Raw genomic sequence first — 20,399 nt, 5'->3', positions numbered from 1 at the left:
CGCAAGCTCAGCCCAGGACCACCCGCCGGGACCCGGTCGACCGGTCCGCCGTCTTCCGGGCACGTCCGGACGCCGGGATCGCCCGGTCGCGCAGGAGCCGGACTTCCTCGATGCGTTCCGGGGCCGAGCGGGACAGCGGGACGACGTTGCGGAAAGCGCTGTAGTAGTACTCGACGGGCACGTTGGCGTCGCCTACGCGGATGGCCTCGTAGCCGATCTCGGCGACCGCCGACTGGAGGTCGGACCCGGCGAAGCCCTCGCTGATCCCGACCAGTTCCTCGACCACCTGCTCCGGCACCGCCGTCCGCAGGTACTTGCGGAGGTAGATGTCGATGATCTCGCGCCGCTCCTCCGCGTCGGGCAGGTCGACGAAGAACATGTCGTCGAACCGCCCGCTGCGCAGCAGTTCCGGCGGCAGGGACCGGGTGTCGTTCGCCGTCGCCACCACGAACACGCGCGCCCGCGACTCCTGGAGCCAGTACAGGAACTGGCCGACCAGGCGGGTCGTCACGCCGGTGCTGTCCGAGCCCGACCCGGCCAGGCCCTTCTCGATCTCGTCGATCCACAGCACGCACGGCGCCACGGTGTCCGCGGTCGCCAGCGCGTCGCGCAGCCGGTTCTCCGACTGGCCGACGTAGTGGCCCAGCACCGAACCCATGTCCAGCCGGTACAGCGGGAGCTGCCAGTCCGCGGCGATCGCCTTGGCGGACAACGACTTCCCGCACCCCGGCACGCCGACCAGCAGCACCCCGCGCGGCGCGCGCATGCCCCGGTCGCGCAGGTCCATGGTGAGCAGCGGGCGTTTGCGGTCCAGCCACTGGCGCAGCCCGGCCAGCCCGCCGACGCGGTGGTCGGCGTCGCGCAGCGACACCCGCTCGATGCCTGCCAGCTCGCTGAAGATGGAGTCCTTGGCCTGGCTGAGCAGGTGCAGGTCGTCCTTGGTCACCGAGCGCTTCACCACGAACGTGGCCAGGATGTTCAGCGCCTCGATCTTGGTCACCCCGCACAGGATCGACGCCGCCTGCTCGTAGTCCGCCGGACCCCACTCGATCGGGATCGCCGACGCGTACGGCTGGAGGAACCCCTCGATCTCCGCGCGCATCTCGTCCACGTCCGGCAGGTCGAGCGACACGGCCATCCCCATGCGCTGCAACGGACTCCACACCGCGTCCGAGGTGATGACGACGATGCTGCCGCCGTGCTCCTCGGCCAGCGTGGCCAGGTCGGCGAACCGCCGGGCGACGTCGTTGTCGTCGGACAGGTGCTGGACGTCGGTGAACACCACGGTCAGGTTCGCCCGCGCCTGGAACCACTCGCCCGCCAGGTCCAACGCGCCCAGCAGGGACTTGTCGTCGGTGACGACCTGCTTGGTGCGCAGGTCCCGCAGCCCCTGGCTGAGGGTGTGCACGAGGATGTCGAGCTGCTTGAGCTGCGCGAGGTCGCCCAGCATCTCCAGCGCGCGACCGCGTTCGACCGTGCGCACGGACACGAACGGTATGCGCGCGAGCAGGTAGGACTCGATGCGGGCTCGGGTTTCCGCCCCGTTGGCCATGCTTGGCGTTGTCCTTTCAGAGGATGACCCGACGGCCCGGCGGTCGTGCCGGGGCGGTGGCGGGTGCGGTGCGCGGCCGGGTGAGGCCGGGGACGAGGCTGTTGGCGCGGACCGCCGACTGGAACTCGACGGGGGCGTCGCGGATGGAGCCTTCGAGGGTGCGCTGCGCCGAGGTGACGGTCTCCGCCAGCGCGGAGCGGAGGTTGGTGCGGACGTCTTCGGGCAGTTGGGGGAGTTCGGTGAACTCGCGCAGGGGAGCGAGGCGCAGGCGGGCGTCGCGCAGGACCGCGGCCACGGCGGTCGTGGCGTGGGCGGGTTGGGCGGTGAGGGCTTTGAGGTCCCGTTGCAGCGCTTCCTGCCACTTGTGTTGGCGGTCGTGGAACGCTTGCGCGACAAGGGTCAGGAGGCGTTCGACCATCTGCGGTCCGAGGTCGGCGGTGACGGCGGTCAGGTGCGCGGCCGGCAGGTCCTCGCCCCGGCCGAACGCCTCCAGCCAACTCGTCCACGCCGCGTACGGCCCGGGCAACCGGCGCACCGCGTCACCGCCCGCCGCGCCGGCGGTCGAGGAACTCGGCGGGCGGCAGGAGGTCCCAGTCGGGCAGCCGCAACGCCATCTCGCCATCCACCACGGCGTGCCGCGGCACGGCAGCTTCAGTGGTCGGCGGACCGGGCCGCGGCACGGCCGCTGCCGGCCGGCCGGCGGCTGCGGACGGGCCGGCCGGCTGCCCGGTGGCCGCGGCGTCGGCCGGTCGCGGATCGCCGGTGATCGGGTTCGGCATGTCGTCACGCGCCCCTTCTCTGGTCGGGCGCTTGGGCCACGAAAGCCGCGCCGTCCAACCGCTCCATGTACTCGCGGAACCGCGCCGCGCCCGCCAGTTCCCGCTGCCACTCGCCGCGCAGGTCGACCAGTTCGGCGATCCCGCCGCGCAACCGCCCCACCGCCGCGGCCCGCCGCCGCTCGCCCTGCCGCCGGATCTCGTCCCGGCGCGCCGGCAGCGCCCGCGCCTCCCACGCCGACCAGCCACCCAGGACCAACGCCCCGACCAGGCACAGCACCGCGAACCCGACCCCGCCGCCCAACGCCGCCAGCAGCGCGATGAACGTCAGGACACCCGCACCGACGGCCGCCCCCAGCATCGGCCCGGCGAACCGCACCGCCCGCACCGCCCGCTCGGTCTCGGCGTCGACGTGCGCGGCCAGCCCGGCGACCAGGGCCTGCTCGCTGGTGCGGCCGTCCACCTGGGCGGTCCACCCCTCCAGCGACAGCGCCACCGCCTTGGGCTCGGCGGCCACGTTCGCCGCCTCCAACCGGCCCGCTCCCTCGACGATCCACCCCTTGGCGAGGGCGATCGCGAACCGCTGGGTGCCCGGCGACGCGCCCGACTCGGCCGCGTACAGGGCGGAGTTGCTCAGCACGGTGAGGAAGTCGGTGGTCTGCTCGTGCACCGGGTCGGCCTGCGCCATCGCCTTGGCCGCGGCGGTCTTGTCGCCGTCCGCGTCGATGATCGACTGGAGGCGGGCCTCCTTGTGCCGCAACGGCGCTTCCTCGGCGTCGAAGTTGGTGACCAGGCCGTCCAGGATGGCGTCCACGCGCTGGTGCAGGTCGCCGGGCGGCGGCACCGGACCGGTGAAGATGCCGCGGAACAGCTCCTCGGCCCGGCCGTGCACGGTCGCGCCCTCGTAGAGGTCCTTGAGCTGCGGCCAGGTCGGGCTGATCGACGGCAGCACCTGGTAGCGCGGGCCGATCGGCGTGCGCAGGCCGTCGAGCATCCGCGTCCACCGCTCGACCTGCCGGTCCACCACCGCGCGGTCCGCGCACAACCGGTCGTACCACTCGCTGAGCTGGTCCAGCACCAGCGGTTTCGCCTGCACGCCCAGCGCCCCGGTGCTGACCGCGTCGAGGACGACGACGAACTCCCGCGACAACCTGGACGGGTCCTGCCGCGCGATGTACTGCCGGACCCAGCGGGCCGTGGCGGCGTCGCGCTGGTGGCGGCGCAGCACGAGCGCGAAGAACAGCGACGCCTTGTCGTTGTCCCGGCGCACGGCCTCGGCGAGCGCTTTCCCGGCCAAGTCGGGGTCGTCGCGGATCCACGCCGCGAGCGCGACCAGTGCGGGCGCGAGCCAGTAGCCGGGGGTGAGCAGCATCAACTCTTCGCTGAGGCCGCGCATCGTGCCGTGCGAGACGATGCCGACGTCGAGCGCTTGCAGCGTTCCGGTGGCCAGCCTGCGCACCTCGCGGAAGTGGCCGTACTCGGTGTCCAGCTTCTGCCGGACCTCGACGATCTCGGTGTGGGCGACCTGGAGGTTGTGCCGCAGCTCGTCCCGGCGCGCGTACTCGTCGAACACCGCGCGCAGCTCGTGCAGCTCGTTGCGGGTCCGGTCCTGAGTGGCGGCGACGTGGTCGATCGAGCCCTGGAGCACTTCCTGCCGGCGGTGCAGCTCCACGGTCGCGGCGGTGACGTCGTTGACGGCCTTGGTGAGGGCGCCCAGCTGCGGGATGTTGATGCTGTTCACGATCCGCCCTCCAACACCGCGGTCGAGCCGTCCGCCCGGATGCACACCACCCGGTCGGAGTACACCTCGACGGCGAGGTACACCGGGGAGACGGCCAGTGGTCTGGCCCGCTCCAGTCCGCCGGGCACGGTTTCGCCGACCCGGTAGTGCTCGATGATCTCGCCGTCGAGGGCGAGCGTGTGGACCTCGAAAGGCTCGCCGAGGTAGCACTTCCCGACGATCCCGATCGGCGTCGAGCAGTACTTCTCGTCGAACTCGCGGCGGATGTCGTCCACGATCCCGCGCATTTCCGCGGCACCCAGCCGACCGCCCGCGTCCAGCTCCTTGAGCGCACGCAGATAACGGTTCGACCGCTGTTCCACACGGATCGGCAGGCGCGCCCGATTGGCGGTCGAGGTGGTCGGCGCGGTGAACCCGACCGTTTTCGCGGTGTTGTTGATCAGCGGCTGCGGCACGCCACCACTCCCGGTTTGTTCATGCGTTGGTTGGCAGGGTCATCGCCCTGTTGTGACGGATCATTACTGCTTCACTCGTTCAGCCCAATGCGAGCAGCGTGCCGAGCGCGACCGGAGTGGCCGTCCACAGCGCCGCTATCGCCGTCGCCGTCGCCTTCATGAGTCGCCGGTCGCCCACGACCTTGATCACCTCGCCGGTGTCCGTGGCGATCAGCCGGTCGACCAGAACACCCCCGGCCCGACGCTTCCCGTAGACCTCCACCACGTCACCCCGCGAGGGCGGAGCCGGCTTGAGCGCGCCCCGAACAGTGCACTCGTGCACCGCTCCCGACACCTCCTTCACCGTCATGACCTGCTCGTTCAGCGCCTTGACCCGCCCTGCGGCCCGAAGCGGCTTGATCAGCGACCACCACTTCCCCGAGCGCTCGTCGGCAGGCAACGTCCGGTCGAGCGCCAGCCCGAGACCCGCCGCCGGCACCAGGCAGACGCCCGTCAGCGCCACCGCCCCGACGAACGGCACCACTCCGCCGGCGGCTGCCGACAGGACCAGAGCGCCGACCGTCAGCACCATCCCCGACCAGGAGAGGAGCAGCGTTGTCCGACCCACGACAGGTACCTGACGGACGGCGGAGAACCCGGTCACCGCGCCGGTCGCGAGACGCCCCCGGACGCGGGTCGGAATTGGGTTGTCGGGGAGCCGGGCGGAGATGTGCGGATCGCTCGGTTTCGCGGCCTGTCCGCCACATTGCGGGCACCGGTCGTCGGTGCTGCTCAACGGAGTTCCGCAGGCGGCGCAGGACTTCGACATGGCGGGCTGGCTCCTCGACCGGGGAAATGGGGAAACGTCGGGATGTGCATCGGCGATTGTGTCTCCAGACCGCCGATCGCGGAAGTGCCGACGGACCGGTTCGTCGCGCGGGAAAGGGTTGAGTGCCGTGAATCCTGAAGAGTCCGCCCCGCTGTGGGGTTCACCCGTTCCCCCAACCTCACAGGCTCCCGCCACCCCTGCTCCCGGCTACGTCCCCGCCCCCACTCCGGAGCCCCCGAAGAAGGGCAATGGTCTGCTCATCGGCTTGGTCGCCGGCGGCACAGCGTTCCTGGCCGTAGTAGCCGTGGTCGTGGTCGTCGCCCTCCGCGAACCACCCACCGTCGCCGCCACCCCACCGCCCTTCCCGTCCACCACCACGTACCCGCCCACCACCACGTACCCGCCCACCACTACGTCCTCGACCACCTCCCAGCCACCCACCACCCGCATCACCACAACCCACCCCGCCCCGTCGTCCGCCACCGTTCCTCCCGGCTACACCCTGATCACCGGCCCGGCGGGCGTGCGGACCGCGATCCCGGCGGACTGGCCGGTGCGCGCGGGCGCTGTGCCGTCCAACCAGCAGGCGGACAGCCCCACCCGGAAGGGCGACGTGCTGAGGTTCGGCGGCAGCGAGGCCCCCGCCGGCACCCTCCTCGAGTCCGTCAGGAGCAACGAATCCGACAACACCGGCATCCGCGACGGCTACCACCGCCTCCACCTCGCCAACCTCCCCCCACCCACGACCGCCGTGGCGGAAGTCGTGCAATGGGAATTCCTCTACAACACCGACACCGGCCCCAAACACGCCATCGGCCGCTTTTGGCGCCTGCGCGGCACCGACTACGTCGTCTACGCGTCAGCCAGCGTCGACACCTGGCCGTCCGTACGCGCCGTGTTCGACGTGATGACCCAGACCGCCGGGCCGATCACGTGATGTCCGAACAGGAGCCCGTCTGCGGGCGGAACTCGCTGAAGCCCTCGCGTCTGTCCTGTGACTCGGCGTCACGCCGAAGGCTCGTGCAGTCCACAGGATGAGGGTGGGTCACACCTCCTGGTGACTTCCCCGCTGCCGCGCGCCGGGAGTGGCAACGTGGTTGTGCCGGCTCGGGTTGGGGCTGCTCGGGCTGTCCACTTGGGAGGTCGGGTTGTGAAGCGGCTGGTTGTGCTTGTGGTCGTGGTTGTTGTGGTGTTGGGGGGAGCGGCGGGGGTTGGGAGCTGCTGAAGGGGTGTTGGTACATGACGTCGATGTGGACTTGCGCGAGGCGCACGTCGCCGGGGGAGCGGTGTTGGCCGGCACCACCTTCGCCGTGTCGATCCTGCAGGCGTTCGCCGAGGACCGCCGGAACGACGGGCAGCCGCCCTGACAGGACGTGAGCACCGTCGAGATCGGCCAGGAGCGCTACGGCGCGGGCATCCCGGACAACCGGCCCCGGCTGTGCGCGGCGCTGAACCGGACGATCACCGAGTTCCTCAACGACCACTGGGCTATCGAGTTCGACCGGCACCTCAAGGGCGTGACCAACAAGGCCGAGCACATCCCCAAAGCGACCTCGCCGTGCCGCGGTTCGGCGCTGTTCTGAGGGCTACGGCTTCGCGGCCACGCCGGCGTAGACGAGCATGTTCATGTGGGGCGTGTCGGAGATGTCGGCGACGGAGCGGGGCCGCCACTCGCCGCAGCCGACGAGTCCCGGTTCCACCAGGGTGAAATCGCCGAACAGTTCGAGGATCTGCGCGTGGGTGCGTTCGTTGACCTGGTCGGGGCTGTTGCTGCGCTTGATGACGTCGGTGGCCGCGTCCAGCGAGGCGTCCTGGTGGTCGGCGCTGACGTGGCTGATCGCGAGGTGGCTGCCGCTGGGCAGCGCGTCCCGGTAGCGCGCCATCAGCCGCAGCGGGTCGGCGTCGTCCGGAACCCAGTGCAGGACAAGGAGCATGAGCAGGCCGATGGGCTGGTCGAAGTCGAGCAGCCGTCGCGTTTCCGGGTGGTTGAGGATGCTCTCCGGGTCGCGCAGGTCGGCCTTGACGATGCCGGCGCGGTCGTTGGCGGACAGCATGAGTTGGCTGTGCGCCACGGCGATCGGGTCGCGGTCGACGTAGACCACGCGGCACCCCGGGTCGGCCGCCTGGGCGACCTCGTGGACGTTGGCCACGGTCGGGATGCCGGAGCCGATGTCGAGGAACTGCCGGATGCCCCGGTCCACCATGAACCGCACGGCGCGGGCGAGGAAGGCGCGGTTGACCCGGGCGGCGGTGCGTAAGCCGGGCATGACCTGTTCGATCTGATCGCCCACCTGGCGGTCGACGGCGAAGTTGTGCGCGCCGCCGAGCATGTAGTCGTAGGTCCGGGCCATGCTGGGCACGGTGGTGTCGACGCTGTCGGGAACCCAGTCCTGCACTTGCTGCACGGTGAACACCTCGCCGTTGTGGTGGTGTCGGGGCGCACGAGCATAGCCACTCCGGACGCGGTGGTCCGCTGGGCTGACGGAGTGATCGGACTTCCACTCGATCGGGCACTGTCGGGCTCGTCCGGACGGCTCGTAGGGTGCCCACCATCTGTGGGCCGGTTCCCCTGTCAGTGGAGTCACGATGTCCATCCCGGCCGTGCCGGTGGCGCCCGGGCGCTTACCGCTGCTGGGCCACACGCTGGGAATCCTGCGCCGGCGCGCGGAGTTCACCGCATCCTTGCGGGAACGCGGGGAGGTGGTGCGGGTCGACCTCGGGCCGATGCCGACGTATTTCGTGACCAGTCCTCGACTTGTGCACGCGGTGCTGGTGGGTGAGGGGTCCTCGTTCCGCAAGGGCGCGATGTTCGACAAGTTCCAGCCCTACCTCGGCAACGGCCTGCTGCTGTCCAACGGCCCGTTCCACCGCCGGCAGCGGCGGCTGGTGCAGCCCGCGTTCCACCGCGACCGGATCGCCGGGTACGTGGAGGTCATGCGTCGCGCCACCGCCGACCTCGCGGACGCTTGGCGGCCCGGCGAGGTTCGGGTGGTCGAGCGGGACATGCAGGGCCTGGCGGTCGCGATCGTCGGCGAGGCGCTGTTCTCCACCGGGATCGGCGAACCGGTGGTCGAGGAGATCCGCCGCTCCATCTTCACCATCATCAAGCAGGGCATGGTCCGCGCGCTGTCGCCGTCCTGGGTGGAGAAGCTGCCGCTGCCGGGCAACCGCGAGTTCGACCGGGCCGTCACGGCGATGAAGGCGATCGTGCTGGACGTCATCGCCGCCCGCCGCGCCGACGGGACCGACCACGGCGACCTGCTCTCCACCCTGCTGCACGCGCGCGACGAAGCGGGCGGCATGACCGACGAGCAGACCTACGACGAGGTCCTCACCCTGTTGACCGCCGGCATCGAGACGACGGCCATCGCGCTGGCCTGGGCGTTCCACGAGATCGCGCAGCACCCGTCAGTGGAGGAGCGGGTGCACGAGGAGGTGGACCGGGTGCTCGGCGGGCGTCCGGTGACCTTCGCCGACGTGCCGCGCCTGGCGTACGTCGGGCAGGTGGTCGACGAGGTGTTGCGGCGCTACCCGGTGTGGATCCTGATGCGCCGCGCGCTGGAGGACGTTCGGCTCGGGGACGTGCTCGTACCGGCCGGCGGCGAGGTGGTCGTCAGCCCGCACGCCCTGCACCACGACCCCGCCGTGTTCCCCGACCCGCACCGGTTCCTCCCCGACCGCTGGGAACCCGAGCGCGCCCGTCGACTACCGCCCGGGGCCTACGTCCCGTTCGGCGCGGGCACCCGCCAGTGCCTGGGGAACCTGTTCGCCCGCACCGAGATCGTCGTCGCCGTCGCCACGATCACCGCCCGCCTGCGACTGGTTCCGTTGCCGGACAAGCCGGTGCGGGTGAAGTTCACCTCGGCCCCGTACCCCACCGGGCTGCTCATGCGCGTCCAACCCCGATAAGTGGAGGTCGTTCTCCGTGCGCTGGAAGAGTTTCCGCCGGTTCTGCGCCGTCGCGCTGCTCACCGCCGGAACCTGCCTCGTCCCCGGCTCGGCGGGCGCCGCACCGGTCGTCTGCGAAGACGTGACCGTGCCGGTGCGGGTCCTGCCGACCACCCAGACGATGTACGGCAGGCTCTGCACACCGCGGGGCGCCGACACGCTCCAGGTCCTCATCCCCGGCGGCACGTACAACAGCTCCTACTGGGACATCGCGTACACGCCCGGCACCCGGTCCTACCGGCAGGCGATGAACAACGCCGGCCAGGCCACCCTCGCCGTGGACCGCCTGGGCACCGGTCGCAGTTCGAAGCCGCTCAGCACGCTGATCACCGCCACCGCCCAGGCCAACGCCGTGCACGAGGTCGTCCAGGCCATGCGCGCGCGGTTCGACCGGATCATCGTCGGCGGGCATTCGATCGGCGCGGCGATGGCGATGATCGAGGCCGGGCTGCACCACGACGTGGACGGCGTGCTCGTGACCGGGATGACCCACCGGATGAACCACATCACCGTGCTGCCGGTGATGGCGAACATGGTCCCCGCCGCGCTGGACCCGCAACTCGCCGCGCGCGGCCAGGACCCCGGCTACCTCACCACCAGCGCCGGCACCCGGTTCGACGCCTTCCACACCCCCGGGCCGCTGGTGCCGGAGGCCATCGCCGAGGACGAGGCCAAGAAGGACGTCTTCGCCGCCACCGAGGCCGTGGACACCATCGCGCTGACGAACGTCGTCATCCCGTTCACGCGGCGGATCGACGTCCCGGTGATGATCGTCGTCGGCAACGACACCCACTTCTGCGGGGCGCCCCTGGGCAGCGACTGCTCGTCACCCGAAGCGCTCCGCGCCTCCGAGGCTCCCTACTTCTCGTCGGCGGCACGCCTGCACACCTACATCCTCAACGGCTACGGCCACTCCATCAACTACGCCCCCAATGCCCCCGACTACCACCGCGCCGTCCTCGCTTGGACGTCCACGCTCGGGTGAACCGGCTTCGGTATTGGACCTGATACGAGGATTGTGGAAAACCCATTGCGGAAATCTGCGCGGGCCGTGCATACTCGACTCACACCACGAGACAAGGGGTCAGTGTCATGACGAACACGCGGGAGCGAGAGGCGTGGCGTTTGCGTCAACACGCCACGATCGCCGCCGTGTGTCCGTCGCGCGACCTTGCGGCGACGACGTGGCTTGAGGCGCTGCTGAGCTGCGCGGACTCCCCGCCCTGATCCGGTAAGGGTCATGTGGACCGGGAGCCGCCCATCGGGAAACCGAGCAGGGCGGCTTCTTCGTTCGGCGTGCTCGAAATTCTCTCCGAATTCTTTCGGCACCTGAATGCCGCCCATTTTTCGGTGGGTGGTCCATGCCTCTTCAGCTCAACAGGTCAGGAGCACCCGCCTCGTAAGCGGGAGGACCGGGTTCGAGTCCCGGGAGGGGCTCACAACACACCCGCGCCGGTCGTCGCACGCGGCCGCCGGCGCACCCGCCCCCGTAGCCCAACGGGAGAGGCAACGCGCTCAGAACGCGTTCAGTCCAGGTTCGAATCCTGGTGGGGGCACGCACGATCCCGGTTGGTGCAGTCGGCAGCACAGCGGACTTTGGATCCGCACGCCCAGGTTCGAGTCCTGGACCGGGAGCCCGCCGAGCACCACACCGAGGGGGACGCGCCGGTGCGCAGACGATCCTTGCAAGATCGTCGTGGAGGGTTCGACACCCTCGTCTTCCACCACCACCGTCCCGGCACACGCCGGGGCGGGCCGTGATCGCCCGGCCCACGTCACGACGGTCGTGAGACGGCCTGCAAAGCCGTCGACACCGGGTTCGACTCCCGGGTGGGTCTCGTCACCAAGCTGCTCCGCCGTCGAGGAACGCGCTGCGTGGGCACCCTCGGCCGGCTTCGGCTGCCGCGCCCGCCGCGGTTCGGCGCCGCCGCACAGGCTGAAACCGTGTCGTCGTGGTGGCGTCCTCCCGAAAGCCCGAAAGCCCGATCGTACGACCGGCCGCATCCCGCCGAACCGTGGCTCGACCCGCCCGCCTGGCCCTACCCTGAAACCCGACGCCGCCGCCGAATGCTCCTTGTCCACGAGGGGGACTCTTTGACGCGTCTACGATTCTTGGCCCACGCGGTCGGCGTCCTGACGATGTCGGCCGTGCTGCTCACCTCCGTCCTGATCAGCCCGGCCAGCGCCTGCGTCTGCTTCCCCGGCAACGAGGCTTTGCGCTACCAGCAGGCGACCTACGTGTTCAGCGGGGTCGTGGTGGCCAAGAAGGTCGAGCAGAACAACGGCTACGACGACATCTACCGCTACACCGTCAAGGTCGGCACCGAGTACAAGGGCGACGTGCCGCCCTGGGTCCACGTCTTCACCCGGATCAACTCCTCGTGCCGGTACGAACTGACCGTGGGCGCCGAGTACATCGTGTTCTCGAAGTTCCCGCTGGTCGACAGGCGGCTGGAGATCGACCAGTGCGGCGGCACCCGGCCCGCGTCGGCCGGGCCGCCGGTGACCACCTCGCCGTCCTCCGGCACGTGGGCCGCCACGCCCACCACGCCCTGCGCGACGGCCACACCGTGAAACCGTCCTGAGAGGACCGTCCCGGGACCCCTCCCGGGACGGTCCGGCCACACTGCGCGAGGACCGAGGAGGCCGGCATGAACACCGAAAGCCTGGCGCGCGACGTGCCGCGCGCCGCACCCGGAGCCGTCGTCGCGCTCGCGTTGAGCGGGAAGATCAGCGCCGATCCCGTCGAGGGGCGCAGCGTCCGGTTCGGGCGCAACCGGCCCGACGTCGACCTGTGCGTCGGGGAGACCGACCCGCGGGTGAGCCGGCAGCACGGCCTGCTGACCCGCCGCGAGGGACGGTGGTGGGTCACCAACACCGGCAGGTTGCCGATCCGGCTGCCCAAGACCCGGTGGCTGTTCCGCGACGAGGACCCGGTGCCGCTGCCCAACGGCTACACGCCGCTGTTCATCCGCGGCTCGCACGACCGCGAGCACCTGCTGGAGCTGTACGTCGCGGGCCACGACGGCCGCCACCCCGCCACGCACCACGCCGCGGTCACCCAGCCGCCCAAGCGGTGGCGGCTCACGCCGGACGAGCACCTGCTGCTGGTCGTGCTGGGCCAGCGCTACCTGCTGCACGAGGCCAACCCGCAGCCGGTGTCGCGCCAGCACGCCGCCGAGATCCTCGCCGAACTCCAGCCGGACGCGGGCTGGGGCGTCAAGCGGGTCGAGCACATGGTGGCCGACGTCCGGGCCCGGCTGTCCGCGGCGGGCGTGCACGGGCTGCTGCGCGAGGAGGTCGGCGAACCCGTCGGCAACGCGCTCAACGACAACCTGCTGCGCGAACTCGTCCTGTCGACCACCCTCGTCCCGCCGGACCTGGCGCTGCTGGACTCCCTGTCCTGACCGACGCGGAACTGACCGACGCGGAACGACCAACGCTGTCCTGACGAACGCTTTTTGCGGTGAACGGACCATCGAACACCCGCAACCCGATGACGACACCGAGTGCGCTCATTACACTACTCTTCGTGCGCACGGGGGATGTGGTGGGCGGGCGGTACGAGCTGGAGGACGCTCGCGGCTCCGGGTCCGGGGGGATCGTCTGGTCCGCGTTCGACCGCAAGCTGAAACGGCGGGTGGCGCTCAAACGGCCCCACACGGCCGCGGACGAGGGCGACCGGCAGCGGTTCCGCCGGGAGGCCGAGACGGCCGCGCAGGTGCACCACCCCAACGCGATCTCGATCTTCGACACGGTCGACGCCGACGACTGCTGGCTGGTCATGGAGTACCTGCCGGCCGAGAGCCTGGACCGGATCCTGGCCGCGCGCGGACCGCAGCCGCCGGAGCGGGTGGCGCGGATCGGCGTGCAGATCGCGGGCGCGCTGGCCGCCGTGCACGCGAAGAACATCGTGCACCGGGACGTGAAGCCGGGGAACATCCTGGTCACCGACGACGACCTGGCCAAGCTCACCGACTTCGGCATCTCCATCTGGCGGGAGGTGACCCGCACCGACGACGGCCGGATCAGCGGCACCCCCGCGTTCACCTCGCCCGAGGTGGCGCGCGGGTACCCGGCGAACCAGGCCTCGGACGTGTTCTCCCTGGGCGCCACCCTGTTCGCGGCACTGGAGGGCACGCCCCCGTTCGGCAACGGCGACGCGTACGAGGTGCTCAAGCGCGCCCGGCGCGGTGAGATCCGGCCGATGCGCCACACGGGTCCGCTGGCCGCGCTGGTGGCGGAGATGCTGCGACCACAGCCCGCGGACAGACCGGGCGCCGACGAGGTCCTGTTACGGCTCAAGGAGATCGTCGGCGACTGGGAGCCACCGCGGGTCGACCACCCGGCGCCGCGCCGCCGCCGTCGACTGCTCCAGGCCACCGCGGGGGTCGCGGTGGTCGCGGTGCTCGGCGGGGTGGCGTTGGCCTGGGAGCCCTGGGCGCCCGCCGCGCCGCAGTCCGCGCCCCGCGTCGACCTCATCGGCGACGAGAAGACCGCCGACCCGTGCGCGTTGATCGACCCCGGGCGGCTGCGCGAGTTCGGCCCGACGCAGGTGTTCACCACCTACGGAAACTTCAACCGCTGCGACGCCGTGGTCGACGTCGGCGCCAAAGCCCCGGTGGACGTCGAGCTCCAGCTGATCACCCGCGCTTCCCGGGCCGTGCAGGGCAAGCCGCTGGAGGTCGTGGAGAAGACCCAGAACAACAGCGAGTGCGACCGGACGGTGGTGGTCGACGACACGTACGCCGTCCGCGTCTCGGCGAAGCAGGAAAGCCCCCGGCTGGACCTGTGCACGGTGGCCGAGTCGGCGACCGAGACCGTGCTGGAGGTGCTCCGCGCCGGTCCAGTGCCGCGGCGCGCGGTGCCGTTCCCGGAGGGTTCGCTGGCCCACGTCGACGCCTGCGCGCTGCTGGACGACGAGTCGCTGACCACGCTCGCCGCGGTCGACGGCGACTCGGCGGTGAACGTGTTCGGGAACTGGGCGTGCAAGTGGTTCAGCACGGTCGGCGGGCCCGGCATCAACCTGCGCTACGACCAGCACCCGGCGCAGGAGATGGTCCGGGGCGAGCGGACCGACGTGGCCGGCCGGGCGGGGTACGTCCAGCTGGACCCGGGTTCCGGCACGAGCTGCACGGTCGCCGTCCCGCACCGGCCGGCGAAGGGGCCGCAGCGGGACAACATCGACGTGATGGTGCTGACCGTGCGCGGCGACCGACCGGGCATCGAGTACTGCGGACCGGCCACCGGCCTGGCGGCGGTGGCCGTCAAGAAGTTGCCCTCCTGACGGCCCCGCCAGGCGGCTACCGCGAGTGGGGGCCGACGTCGGCGGCCCCGAGCGGCTTGCGGACGACCGGGGCGTCCGACCGTTCGTCCGCGCCGACATCGGGGACGCCGGCGCGCGGCTGGCCGTCCATGTCGTCGGTGACGAACGCGAAGCGGCCGGTGCCGGTGCCGACCGCCGGGCTGCCCGCGCAGATCCGGTGCACCTGTCCTTCGCGGCGCAGCAGGGGATCGACCGTGCGGATGGCCTCGGCGGGCTGGGTGACACCGACGGTCGCGGTGCCGGTCGGCCACGCGATGTTCCCGGCGTAGGTCATGTTCACCGGCGCCTTGCGCTCGTCGAACAGCTTGCCGTGGGCGCCGGTCACCACGTTGTCGGCGATGGTGGAGTCGACCGGCGGGTAGGTGTAGTTGGTGCCGATCTCGATGTTGGAGACGTTGTCCACGAACGTGTTGTGCACGATGGTGGCCCGGTAGACGCGCCAGTGCGCGTTCAACGCGCCGGAGGTGTCCACGTCGCCGCCGTCGACCTGGAGGGCGGCGTCGTAGCCGGTGCCGGTCAGGCCCTCGAAGTGGTTGTTGTAGATCTTGTGGTCCTGGCCGTAGATCCGGATGCCGCCGGTGCCCGCTTTGCCGCCGCCGAGGAAGAAGTTGCCGTAGAACGAGCCGCGATCGCCGTGGCGGTGCGACAACGTCCCTTGCGAGGTCCGGAAGGTGTTGTAGCGCACGGTGTTGTCGTTGCTCTTCACGGACACGATCTCGGGGTCGCCGTCGCAGTTCTCGAACAGGTTGGCCTCCACCACGGTGAACCCGCTTGAGCGGGAGATCGTGCTGCGGCCGACCCGGATGGCCTCCATCTCGTTCTGGGCGCGGGGTCCGATGTTGCGGAAGTGGTTGTGGTCGATGCGGTCGTGTTGGGACTGCTGGGTGTCCGAGCCTTCGATGGCGATGAAGTTGCCCAGCTGGTGCTTCTCCTCGAACAGGTTGTGGTCGATCCGGTTGTGGTGGCTGTCCGCGCCCCGGATGAGCACCCAGTGCAGGGTGGACTCTTCAGCGAGCCGGAAGTGGTTGCGCGTCAACCGGATGTGGTTGGAGCTGGTGATCAGCAACGTCGAGCGGTTGGTCCAGGTGAACCCCTCGAACGTCACGTGGGAGGAGTTCGCGACCTCCAGTTGGCCGTCGTCGACCACGGCCCGGCCGCGGTGGGCCGCCACGACGGTGATGGGCTTGGCCGCGGTGCCGTGCCGGCCGCTCATCGCGCCGATCGCGTACCGGCCGTCGGCGACCACGATCCGGTCGCCCGCGCGGGCGTCGGCCAACGCGGTGCTCAGCTGGGTCGAACTGCGCACGTAGACGGTGCGGTCGGTCGCCGACGCGGTCGGCCCCGTCAGCGCCGAGACCACCGACACGAGCAGCACCACCAGGAACGCACGACGAGCCCGTGTCATCGGAACCCCTTTTCGGACCGGAGACAGAACATGCGCGCCAGCGTCGTCGACCACTCTCGGGACCCGTCCCGAGCGGTCGGGGAGGGGTCCCCGAACACCGCCGCCACGCTGTGGCGCATGGGCGATTTCGAAGTGACCATCGAAACACTCCACGGTGTGGTCGGGCTGACCGACAAGATGCGGGACGACCTGTCCGAGACCACGCAGCACAGCCGGCCGCTGGCGCAGATCCAGCCCCCGATGCAGGACCCGGCGACCACCGCCTTCGTCGCCGCCGCCTCCCAGGCCGGGCAGGCGCACCTGGACTCCGTCACCCGGATCGGGCAGCAGGTGCGGACGCAGGGCGACGAGCTGCGCGCGTCGGTGGAGCAGTACGCGACCACCGAGCAGGGCAACCACCAGCGGCTGGCGGTGGCGGACTGATGGCCGGGCTCAGCGGGTACGAGATCTTCACGATGGTGTCGCAGGGCGCCGGCCCCGCCGGGCTGGTCCAGGCGGCGGACGTGACGCGCGCGGCGAGCACGCGCCTCCAGGGCGTCGGCGACCAACTGCGCCGCACCACCACGGACATGCGGGCCGCGTGGCGGGGCGCCGCGTCGGACGGGGCCGCGCGGGCCACGCAGCCGATCGAGCAGGCCCTCCAGCGCGAGCAGGAGACCCTGGGCCAGGTCGACGCGGCGCTGCGGGCCCAGGCGCAGTCCTACGAGCGGCTCCGGGCGCAGGTGCTGCCGATGGCCACGCCGCAGCCGCCGGAGCTGACCCTGTTCGACCAGCTGACGCCGTGGGACACCGACAACGAGATCACGCGCAGGGAGTGGTTCGAGGCCGACGCGAACAACCGCCGCGTCTACGCGGAGTACGTCGCGGCCACGGGCCAGAACCAGGCGATGCTCCCGCAGGCGGCCCAGGCCGCCGGCGCGCAGGGCGGGAACACCGCCGTGCAGTCCGCGGGTGGCGCCGGTGCGAAGTCGGCTTCGTCCGCGCCGCCCCAGGTCGCGGGCGCCGGCGCGGGCGGGACCACCGCGCCGTCGTCGGCCGGCGCTGGTGGTGGTTCCGCGTCGGCGCCGTCGGGCGGGGGCATGCCGTCGGGCGGGGGCCGGACTTCGGCGAGCGAGGCCGAGGGCGCGGCCGGTGGCCGGACGCCGGTCCTGCCCGGGCCGGGAACGCCGAAGCAGCCCAGTGACCGGACGGCGACGGCCGACGCGTCGCTCAGCGCGCTGGGTGGCGTGCCGATCGCGCCGCGGCCGGCGTCGGGCCGGGACACCGCGCACACGTCGAACCTGCCGAAGGGCGACCACCTGGGCGGCGGTGGCGGTGTCGCGCCGGTGCTGCCGGGCGGGATCGGCACGGGTGATCCGACCGGTACCAGGGGCGGGCGGGGTCCCCTGGGTGCCGGCGAGCGCTCGGGCGTGCTCGGCAAGACGCTGCCTCCCGGTGCTCCCGGCGGCGCTTTCACCAGTGCTCCCGGCGGCAAGCCCGCGATGGCCGGGGTGGGCGGCGGGTTCGCGCCGCACGCCGGGTACGCGCGCGACGAGGAGGAGAGGGTGCACAAGCGCACCGTGTACCTCGACGAGGACACCGACGCGCTGGTCGGCCGGCTGCCCGGCAGCGTGACGCCCGTGATCGGGGAGGACTGATGTTGCGCGCGCCGGTGGTGCTGTCGGACACCGCGTTCGACGTGCTGTGGCACCACGACGACCTCGGCGACCACCACACCGTGCTGCACGTGCCGCCCGCCGAGGCCAACGTCCTGGAGGTCGAGCACGAGCTGTACCGCGAGGGCGTGCGGGTGGACGACACGCTGGAGGCGTTGCGGGTGCTCGCGTTCGCCGACCTGGAGTACTTCGGCTGGATCGGGTTCAACCGCGAGGTGACGCTGCCGGTGGTCGCCGCCGCGGCGGGCCGGCACGGGGTGCTCGCGTTGCGGGACAACGGTCACGTGCGGATCGAGGCGGTGCACGGCGACCCGTCGGACACGCTCGCGGCGTGCCTGCCGGAGGTGCCGCCCGGGCGGGGCGCGTCGATCAACGCGCGGGAGGAGGAGGCGCGGGGGTCGCGGGCGCTGGTCGAGCTGATGCAGCGCCCGCGGTCGGGGGTGGCGAAGCTGTACGCGGCGCGGCGGGACCGGTACGGGCGGCGTCGGCGGTCGGAGTCGTTCGTGACCACGCTGGACTGCCCGGACGGGCGCTGGCTGGTCGTCCGCTACGCCGACCGCCGGGGCCAGCGCTGGGTGCACGCGACCCCGGCGGCGCGCCCGGTCATCAGGGAGTGGCTTCGCCGCCTCGGCGGCTGACCGCCGGCAGCGGGCCGACCGCGCGGCCGGCCCGCTGCCGGTGTCCCAGCAGGTGAGCGCTCGAACCGGAAGATCACCCGAAAGAGGTACGGTCCGACCCGTCCGGCCGTTGACACGGCCATCGGCCTGCTCGACGAGCAGGGGAGGGGAGACGATCCGTGCGCCGTCGTACGCGTGGCACCGCTGTTGCCGCGATCGCGCTGACCAGCCTCTTGCTGGGCGCCTGCGCGAAGGACCCCGGTGGGGGCACCGCCGGCTCGACCACCGCGACCGGTGCCGCGTGCGAGTTCGCACCGCCACCCAGCCCGCCCGCCAACTCGACCACCAGTGCCGCGGAACAACGCAGCGGTGAGAAGATCGACGGGAGCGCGCTGAAGATCGGCCTGGCCTACGACATCGGCGGCCGCGGCGACGCGTCGTTCAACGACCTCGCCGCCGCCGGGTTCGACCAGGCGATCAAGGACCTGGGGGTGAAGAAGGAGAACACCCGCGAGCTGTCCGCCGCGCCGAACGAGGACGAGTCGGTGAAGCGGTCCCGCCTGCGGCAGCTCGCGCGCGACGGGTTCAACCCGATCGTCGCGGTCGGGTTCGCGTACACGGAGTCGTTGAAGGTCGTCGCGCCGGAGTTCCCGGACGTCCGGTTCGGCCTGGTGGACTCGGCGGTGGACGGCGCGGCCAACGTGACGCCGCTGGTGTTCGCCGAGCAGGAGGGCGCGTTCCTGGCCGGTGTGGTGGCCGCGTACCAGAGCAAGAAGTGCCACGTCGGTTTCGTGGGCGGCGTCGACATCCCGTTGATCCACAAGTTCGAGGCCGGCTACACCCAGGGCGCGAAGGCCGCCGCGCCGAACATCGTGGTGGAGCGCAAGTACATCACCCCGGCCACCGACTTCAGCGGCTTCCAGGACCCGGCGAAGGGCTCGGAGACCGCCAAGGGCCTCATCGACAAGGGCGCGGACGTCCTCTACCCGGCCGCGGGTGCCTCGGGCATCGGCGTCTTCTCCGCGGTGAAGCAGGCGGGCGTGCTGGCGATCGGCTGCGACGCCGACCAGTACCACCAGCCCGCACTGGCCGACACCCGGGACGTCATCGTCGCGTCGAGCCTCAAGCGCGTGGACGTGGCCGTCAACGACTTCGTCACCGCCGCCGCCCGCAACGACCTGTCCTCCCTGCCCAAGGTCTTCGACCTCAAGGTGAACGGCGTCGGCTACGCCACGTCGGGCGGCAAGGTCTCCTCCGAGTTGCAGGGCATCCTGGAAGCCTTCAAGGCCCAGATCATCGAGGGCAGGATCAAGGTCGCCGACAAGCGGTAACCCTGCGGGCCGGGTCGCGGTTGGGGCATGCTCGGACGGCATGATCGACGATTTCGCGAAGGACTACCTGCACGGCGACCTCCGAGAGGTCCGCGAGGTGATGCTCCGCAAGCTCGACGGGCTGTCCGAGTACGACGTCCGCCGTCCCCTGACCGCGACCGGCACCAACCTCCTCGGCCTGGTCAAGCACCTGACCGTGACCGAGGCCCGGTACTTCGGCGAGGTCTTCGGCCGCCCGTTCCCCGAGCCCGTCTTGCGGTGGGACGACCTTGAGCGGCGTGGCACCGACCTCTGGGTGACCGAACACGAGACCCGCGAGGAGATCACCGACCGCTACCGGCGCGCCTGGGCGCACTCCGACGCCGCGATCGCCGCCCTCGCCGTCGACGCGCCCGGCCACGTGCCGTGGTGGCCGCGCCCCGACGTCATGCTGTTCAACGTCCTGGTCCACGTGCTGACCGAGACCACCCGGCACGCCGGTCACGCCGACATCCTGCGCGAGCAGTTGGACGGTGCGGTGGAGATGGACCCGGAGGGCATGGTCCGGCGCGGCCAGGACGCGGCTTATTGGGCTCGCCGGCACGCGGAGATCGAACGGGCGGCCCAGGCGGCTCGCAGCCGCTGACGTACGCAGAACCGCGCATGGCGAGCGGGCCGGCCGGGGCGGCGGTGTTCGCGGATACCGGCAGAGTCGCCGGGGATCGCGGAGATTCGCACTCTCCGCCACTTTCAACTTATAGCGCACAGGGGGTCTTGCGGCAAGACCCGGTCTGTGCCGCAGAATC

General features: G+C 71.4%; 21 protein-coding genes and 4 tRNA genes. 17 read left to right on the top strand and 8 right to left on the bottom strand.

Features of this window, described 5'->3' with window-relative positions; genetic code table 11:
• Window positions 1-7 precede the first annotated feature (7 nt).
• The 6 genes from RIN75_RS18030 to RIN75_RS18005 form a co-directional block, all read right to left on the bottom strand.
• On the bottom strand, window positions 8-1,552 hold the full coding sequence (locus tag RIN75_RS18030; RefSeq protein ID WP_309113105.1) for an AAA family ATPase: 1,545 nt from the start codon (window positions 1,550-1,552) through the stop codon (window positions 8-10).
• 16 nt (window positions 1,553-1,568) lie between these two features.
• On the bottom strand, window positions 1,569-2,087 hold the full coding sequence (locus RIN75_RS18025; RefSeq protein ID WP_309113104.1) for a hypothetical protein: 519 nt from the start codon (window positions 2,085-2,087) through the stop codon (window positions 1,569-1,571).
• A gap of 4 nt (window positions 2,088-2,091) precedes the next feature.
• Window positions 2,092-2,331 carry a hypothetical protein gene (locus tag RIN75_RS18020; protein WP_309113103.1) on the bottom strand — a complete coding sequence of 80 codons (240 nt, stop codon included), beginning with the start codon at window positions 2,329-2,331 and terminating at the stop codon, window positions 2,092-2,094.
• Window positions 2,332-2,335: 4 nt separating this feature from the next.
• Window positions 2,336-4,069: a hypothetical protein gene (locus RIN75_RS18015; protein WP_309113102.1), complete on the bottom strand. Its 1,734-nt coding sequence runs from the start codon at window positions 4,067-4,069 to the stop codon at window positions 2,336-2,338.
• Window positions 4,066-4,524 carry a hypothetical protein gene (locus RIN75_RS18010; RefSeq protein ID WP_309113101.1) on the bottom strand — a complete coding sequence of 153 codons (459 nt, stop codon included), beginning with the start codon at window positions 4,522-4,524 and terminating at the stop codon, window positions 4,066-4,068. The genes RIN75_RS18015 and RIN75_RS18010 overlap by 4 nt, the downstream gene beginning before the upstream one ends.
• Before the next feature lie 79 nt (window positions 4,525-4,603).
• Window positions 4,604-5,131: a hypothetical protein gene (locus RIN75_RS18005; RefSeq protein ID WP_309113100.1), complete on the bottom strand. Its 528-nt coding sequence runs from the start codon at window positions 5,129-5,131 to the stop codon at window positions 4,604-4,606.
• 328 nt (window positions 5,132-5,459) lie between these two features.
• Here RIN75_RS18005 and RIN75_RS18000 point away from each other — a divergent pair, with 328 nt between their 5' ends.
• The 3 genes from RIN75_RS18000 to RIN75_RS17990 all read left to right on the top strand — a co-directional run bounded on the left by RIN75_RS18000 (window position 5,460) and on the right by RIN75_RS17990 (window position 6,915).
• Window positions 5,460-6,269 carry a hypothetical protein gene (locus tag RIN75_RS18000; RefSeq protein ID WP_309113099.1) on the top strand — a complete coding sequence of 270 codons (810 nt, stop codon included), beginning with the start codon at window positions 5,460-5,462 and terminating at the stop codon, window positions 6,267-6,269.
• A gap of 292 nt (window positions 6,270-6,561) precedes the next feature.
• On the top strand, window positions 6,562-6,699 hold the full coding sequence (locus RIN75_RS17995) for a hypothetical protein (RefSeq protein WP_309113098.1): 138 nt from the start codon (window positions 6,562-6,564) through the stop codon (window positions 6,697-6,699).
• A gap of 6 nt (window positions 6,700-6,705) precedes the next feature.
• Window positions 6,706-6,915: a hypothetical protein gene (locus RIN75_RS17990; protein ID WP_309113097.1), complete on the top strand. Its 210-nt coding sequence runs from the start codon at window positions 6,706-6,708 to the stop codon at window positions 6,913-6,915.
• A gap of 3 nt (window positions 6,916-6,918) precedes the next feature.
• On the opposite strand, the gene RIN75_RS17985 is transcribed toward RIN75_RS17990, so the two are convergent.
• On the bottom strand, window positions 6,919-7,737 hold the full coding sequence (locus RIN75_RS17985) for an SAM-dependent methyltransferase (protein WP_309113096.1): 819 nt from the start codon (window positions 7,735-7,737) through the stop codon (window positions 6,919-6,921).
• 181 nt (window positions 7,738-7,918) lie between these two features.
• Here RIN75_RS17985 and RIN75_RS17980 point away from each other — a divergent pair, with 181 nt between their 5' ends.
• The 9 genes from RIN75_RS17980 to RIN75_RS17940 all read left to right on the top strand — a co-directional run bounded on the left by RIN75_RS17980 (window position 7,919) and on the right by RIN75_RS17940 (window position 14,567).
• Window positions 7,919-9,241: a cytochrome P450 gene (locus RIN75_RS17980; protein ID WP_309113095.1), complete on the top strand. Its 1,323-nt coding sequence runs from the start codon at window positions 7,919-7,921 to the stop codon at window positions 9,239-9,241.
• A 16-nt stretch (window positions 9,242-9,257) separates the two neighbouring features.
• The gene (locus RIN75_RS17975; RefSeq protein ID WP_309113094.1) at window positions 9,258-10,265 is read left to right on the top strand and encodes an alpha/beta hydrolase; all 1,008 of its coding nucleotides are present in this window, start codon (window positions 9,258-9,260) and stop codon (window positions 10,263-10,265) included.
• Window positions 10,266-10,643: 378 nt separating this feature from the next.
• Window positions 10,644-10,717: transfer RNA gene (locus RIN75_RS17970), tRNA-Thr, on the top strand.
• A 46-nt stretch (window positions 10,718-10,763) separates the two neighbouring features.
• Window positions 10,764-10,836: transfer RNA gene (locus RIN75_RS17965), tRNA-Leu, on the top strand.
• Window positions 10,837-10,843: 7 nt separating this feature from the next.
• Window positions 10,844-10,915, top strand: a tRNA-Gln gene (locus tag RIN75_RS17960).
• 132 nt (window positions 10,916-11,047) lie between these two features.
• A tRNA-Cys gene (locus RIN75_RS17955) sits at window positions 11,048-11,118 on the top strand.
• A gap of 256 nt (window positions 11,119-11,374) precedes the next feature.
• On the top strand, window positions 11,375-11,854 hold the full coding sequence (locus RIN75_RS17950; protein ID WP_309113093.1) for a hypothetical protein: 480 nt from the start codon (window positions 11,375-11,377) through the stop codon (window positions 11,852-11,854).
• A gap of 77 nt (window positions 11,855-11,931) precedes the next feature.
• Window positions 11,932-12,687 (top strand): FHA domain-containing protein, encoded by a 756-nt coding sequence (locus RIN75_RS17945; RefSeq protein WP_309113092.1) that lies wholly within the window; start codon window positions 11,932-11,934, stop codon window positions 12,685-12,687.
• A 125-nt stretch (window positions 12,688-12,812) separates the two neighbouring features.
• On the top strand, window positions 12,813-14,567 hold the full coding sequence (locus tag RIN75_RS17940; RefSeq protein ID WP_309113091.1) for a protein kinase: 1,755 nt from the start codon (window positions 12,813-12,815) through the stop codon (window positions 14,565-14,567).
• Window positions 14,568-14,583: 16 nt separating this feature from the next.
• Here the strand turns inward: RIN75_RS17940 and RIN75_RS17935 are convergent, their stop codons facing one another.
• The gene (locus RIN75_RS17935) at window positions 14,584-16,011 is read right to left on the bottom strand and encodes a polysaccharide lyase 6 family protein (protein ID WP_309113090.1); all 1,428 of its coding nucleotides are present in this window, start codon (window positions 16,009-16,011) and stop codon (window positions 14,584-14,586) included.
• Between the two features lie 117 nt (window positions 16,012-16,128).
• On the opposite strand from RIN75_RS17935, the gene RIN75_RS17930 reads away from it, so the two are divergent.
• The 5 genes from RIN75_RS17930 (at window position 16,129) to RIN75_RS17910 (ending at window position 20,239) form a co-directional block, all read left to right on the top strand.
• Complete coding sequence (locus RIN75_RS17930; protein WP_309113089.1) at window positions 16,129-16,434, top strand: hypothetical protein; 306 nt, start codon at window positions 16,129-16,131, stop codon at window positions 16,432-16,434.
• On the top strand, window positions 16,434-17,648 hold the full coding sequence (locus RIN75_RS17925) for a WXG100 family type VII secretion target (RefSeq protein WP_309113088.1): 1,215 nt from the start codon (window positions 16,434-16,436) through the stop codon (window positions 17,646-17,648). The genes RIN75_RS17930 and RIN75_RS17925 overlap by 1 nt, the downstream gene beginning before the upstream one ends.
• A complete protein-coding gene (locus RIN75_RS17920; RefSeq protein WP_309113087.1) occupies window positions 17,648-18,304 on the top strand; it encodes an ESX secretion-associated protein EspG in 657 nt (218 codons plus the stop codon). The genes RIN75_RS17925 and RIN75_RS17920 overlap by 1 nt, the downstream gene beginning before the upstream one ends.
• Before the next feature lie 158 nt (window positions 18,305-18,462).
• Window positions 18,463-19,614 (top strand): BMP family ABC transporter substrate-binding protein, encoded by a 1,152-nt coding sequence (locus RIN75_RS17915; RefSeq protein ID WP_309113086.1) that lies wholly within the window; start codon window positions 18,463-18,465, stop codon window positions 19,612-19,614.
• Between the two features lie 40 nt (window positions 19,615-19,654).
• Complete coding sequence (locus RIN75_RS17910; protein WP_309113085.1) at window positions 19,655-20,239, top strand: DinB family protein; 585 nt, start codon at window positions 19,655-19,657, stop codon at window positions 20,237-20,239.
• The last annotated feature ends 160 nt before the right edge of the window (window positions 20,240-20,399 follow it).

Origin of the sequence: Saccharothrix sp. (assembly GCF_031180885.1) — a bacterium.
GTDB lineage: Bacteria > Actinomycetota > Actinomycetes > Mycobacteriales > Pseudonocardiaceae > Actinosynnema.
The sequence above is the reverse complement of the archived record's forward strand: the minus strand, read 5'-3'. Positions and strand labels throughout refer to the sequence as shown.

Excerpts from the sequence above, each read along its gene's own strand:
- RIN75_RS17930 (WP_309113089.1), top strand. The coding sequence starts at position 16,129 with ATGGGCGATTTCGAAGTGACCATCGAAACACTCCACGGTGTGGTCGGG.
- RIN75_RS17945 (WP_309113092.1), top strand. The coding sequence starts at position 11,932 with ATGAACACCGAAAGCCTGGCGCGCGACGTGCCGCGCGCCGCACCCGGA.
- RIN75_RS17935 (WP_309113090.1), bottom strand. The coding sequence starts at position 16,011 with ATGACACGGGCTCGTCGTGCGTTCCTGGTGGTGCTGCTCGTGTCGGTG.
- RIN75_RS17920 (WP_309113087.1), top strand. The coding sequence starts at position 17,648 with ATGTTGCGCGCGCCGGTGGTGCTGTCGGACACCGCGTTCGACGTGCTG.
- RIN75_RS18030 (WP_309113105.1), bottom strand. The coding sequence starts at position 1,552 with ATGGCCAACGGGGCGGAAACCCGAGCCCGCATCGAGTCCTACCTGCTC.
- RIN75_RS17910 (WP_309113085.1), top strand. The coding sequence starts at position 19,655 with ATGATCGACGATTTCGCGAAGGACTACCTGCACGGCGACCTCCGAGAG.
- RIN75_RS17980 (WP_309113095.1), top strand. The coding sequence starts at position 7,919 with ATGTCCATCCCGGCCGTGCCGGTGGCGCCCGGGCGCTTACCGCTGCTG.
- RIN75_RS18020 (WP_309113103.1), bottom strand. The coding sequence starts at position 2,331 with ATGCCGAACCCGATCACCGGCGATCCGCGACCGGCCGACGCCGCGGCC.
- RIN75_RS17925 (WP_309113088.1), top strand. The coding sequence starts at position 16,434 with ATGGCCGGGCTCAGCGGGTACGAGATCTTCACGATGGTGTCGCAGGGC.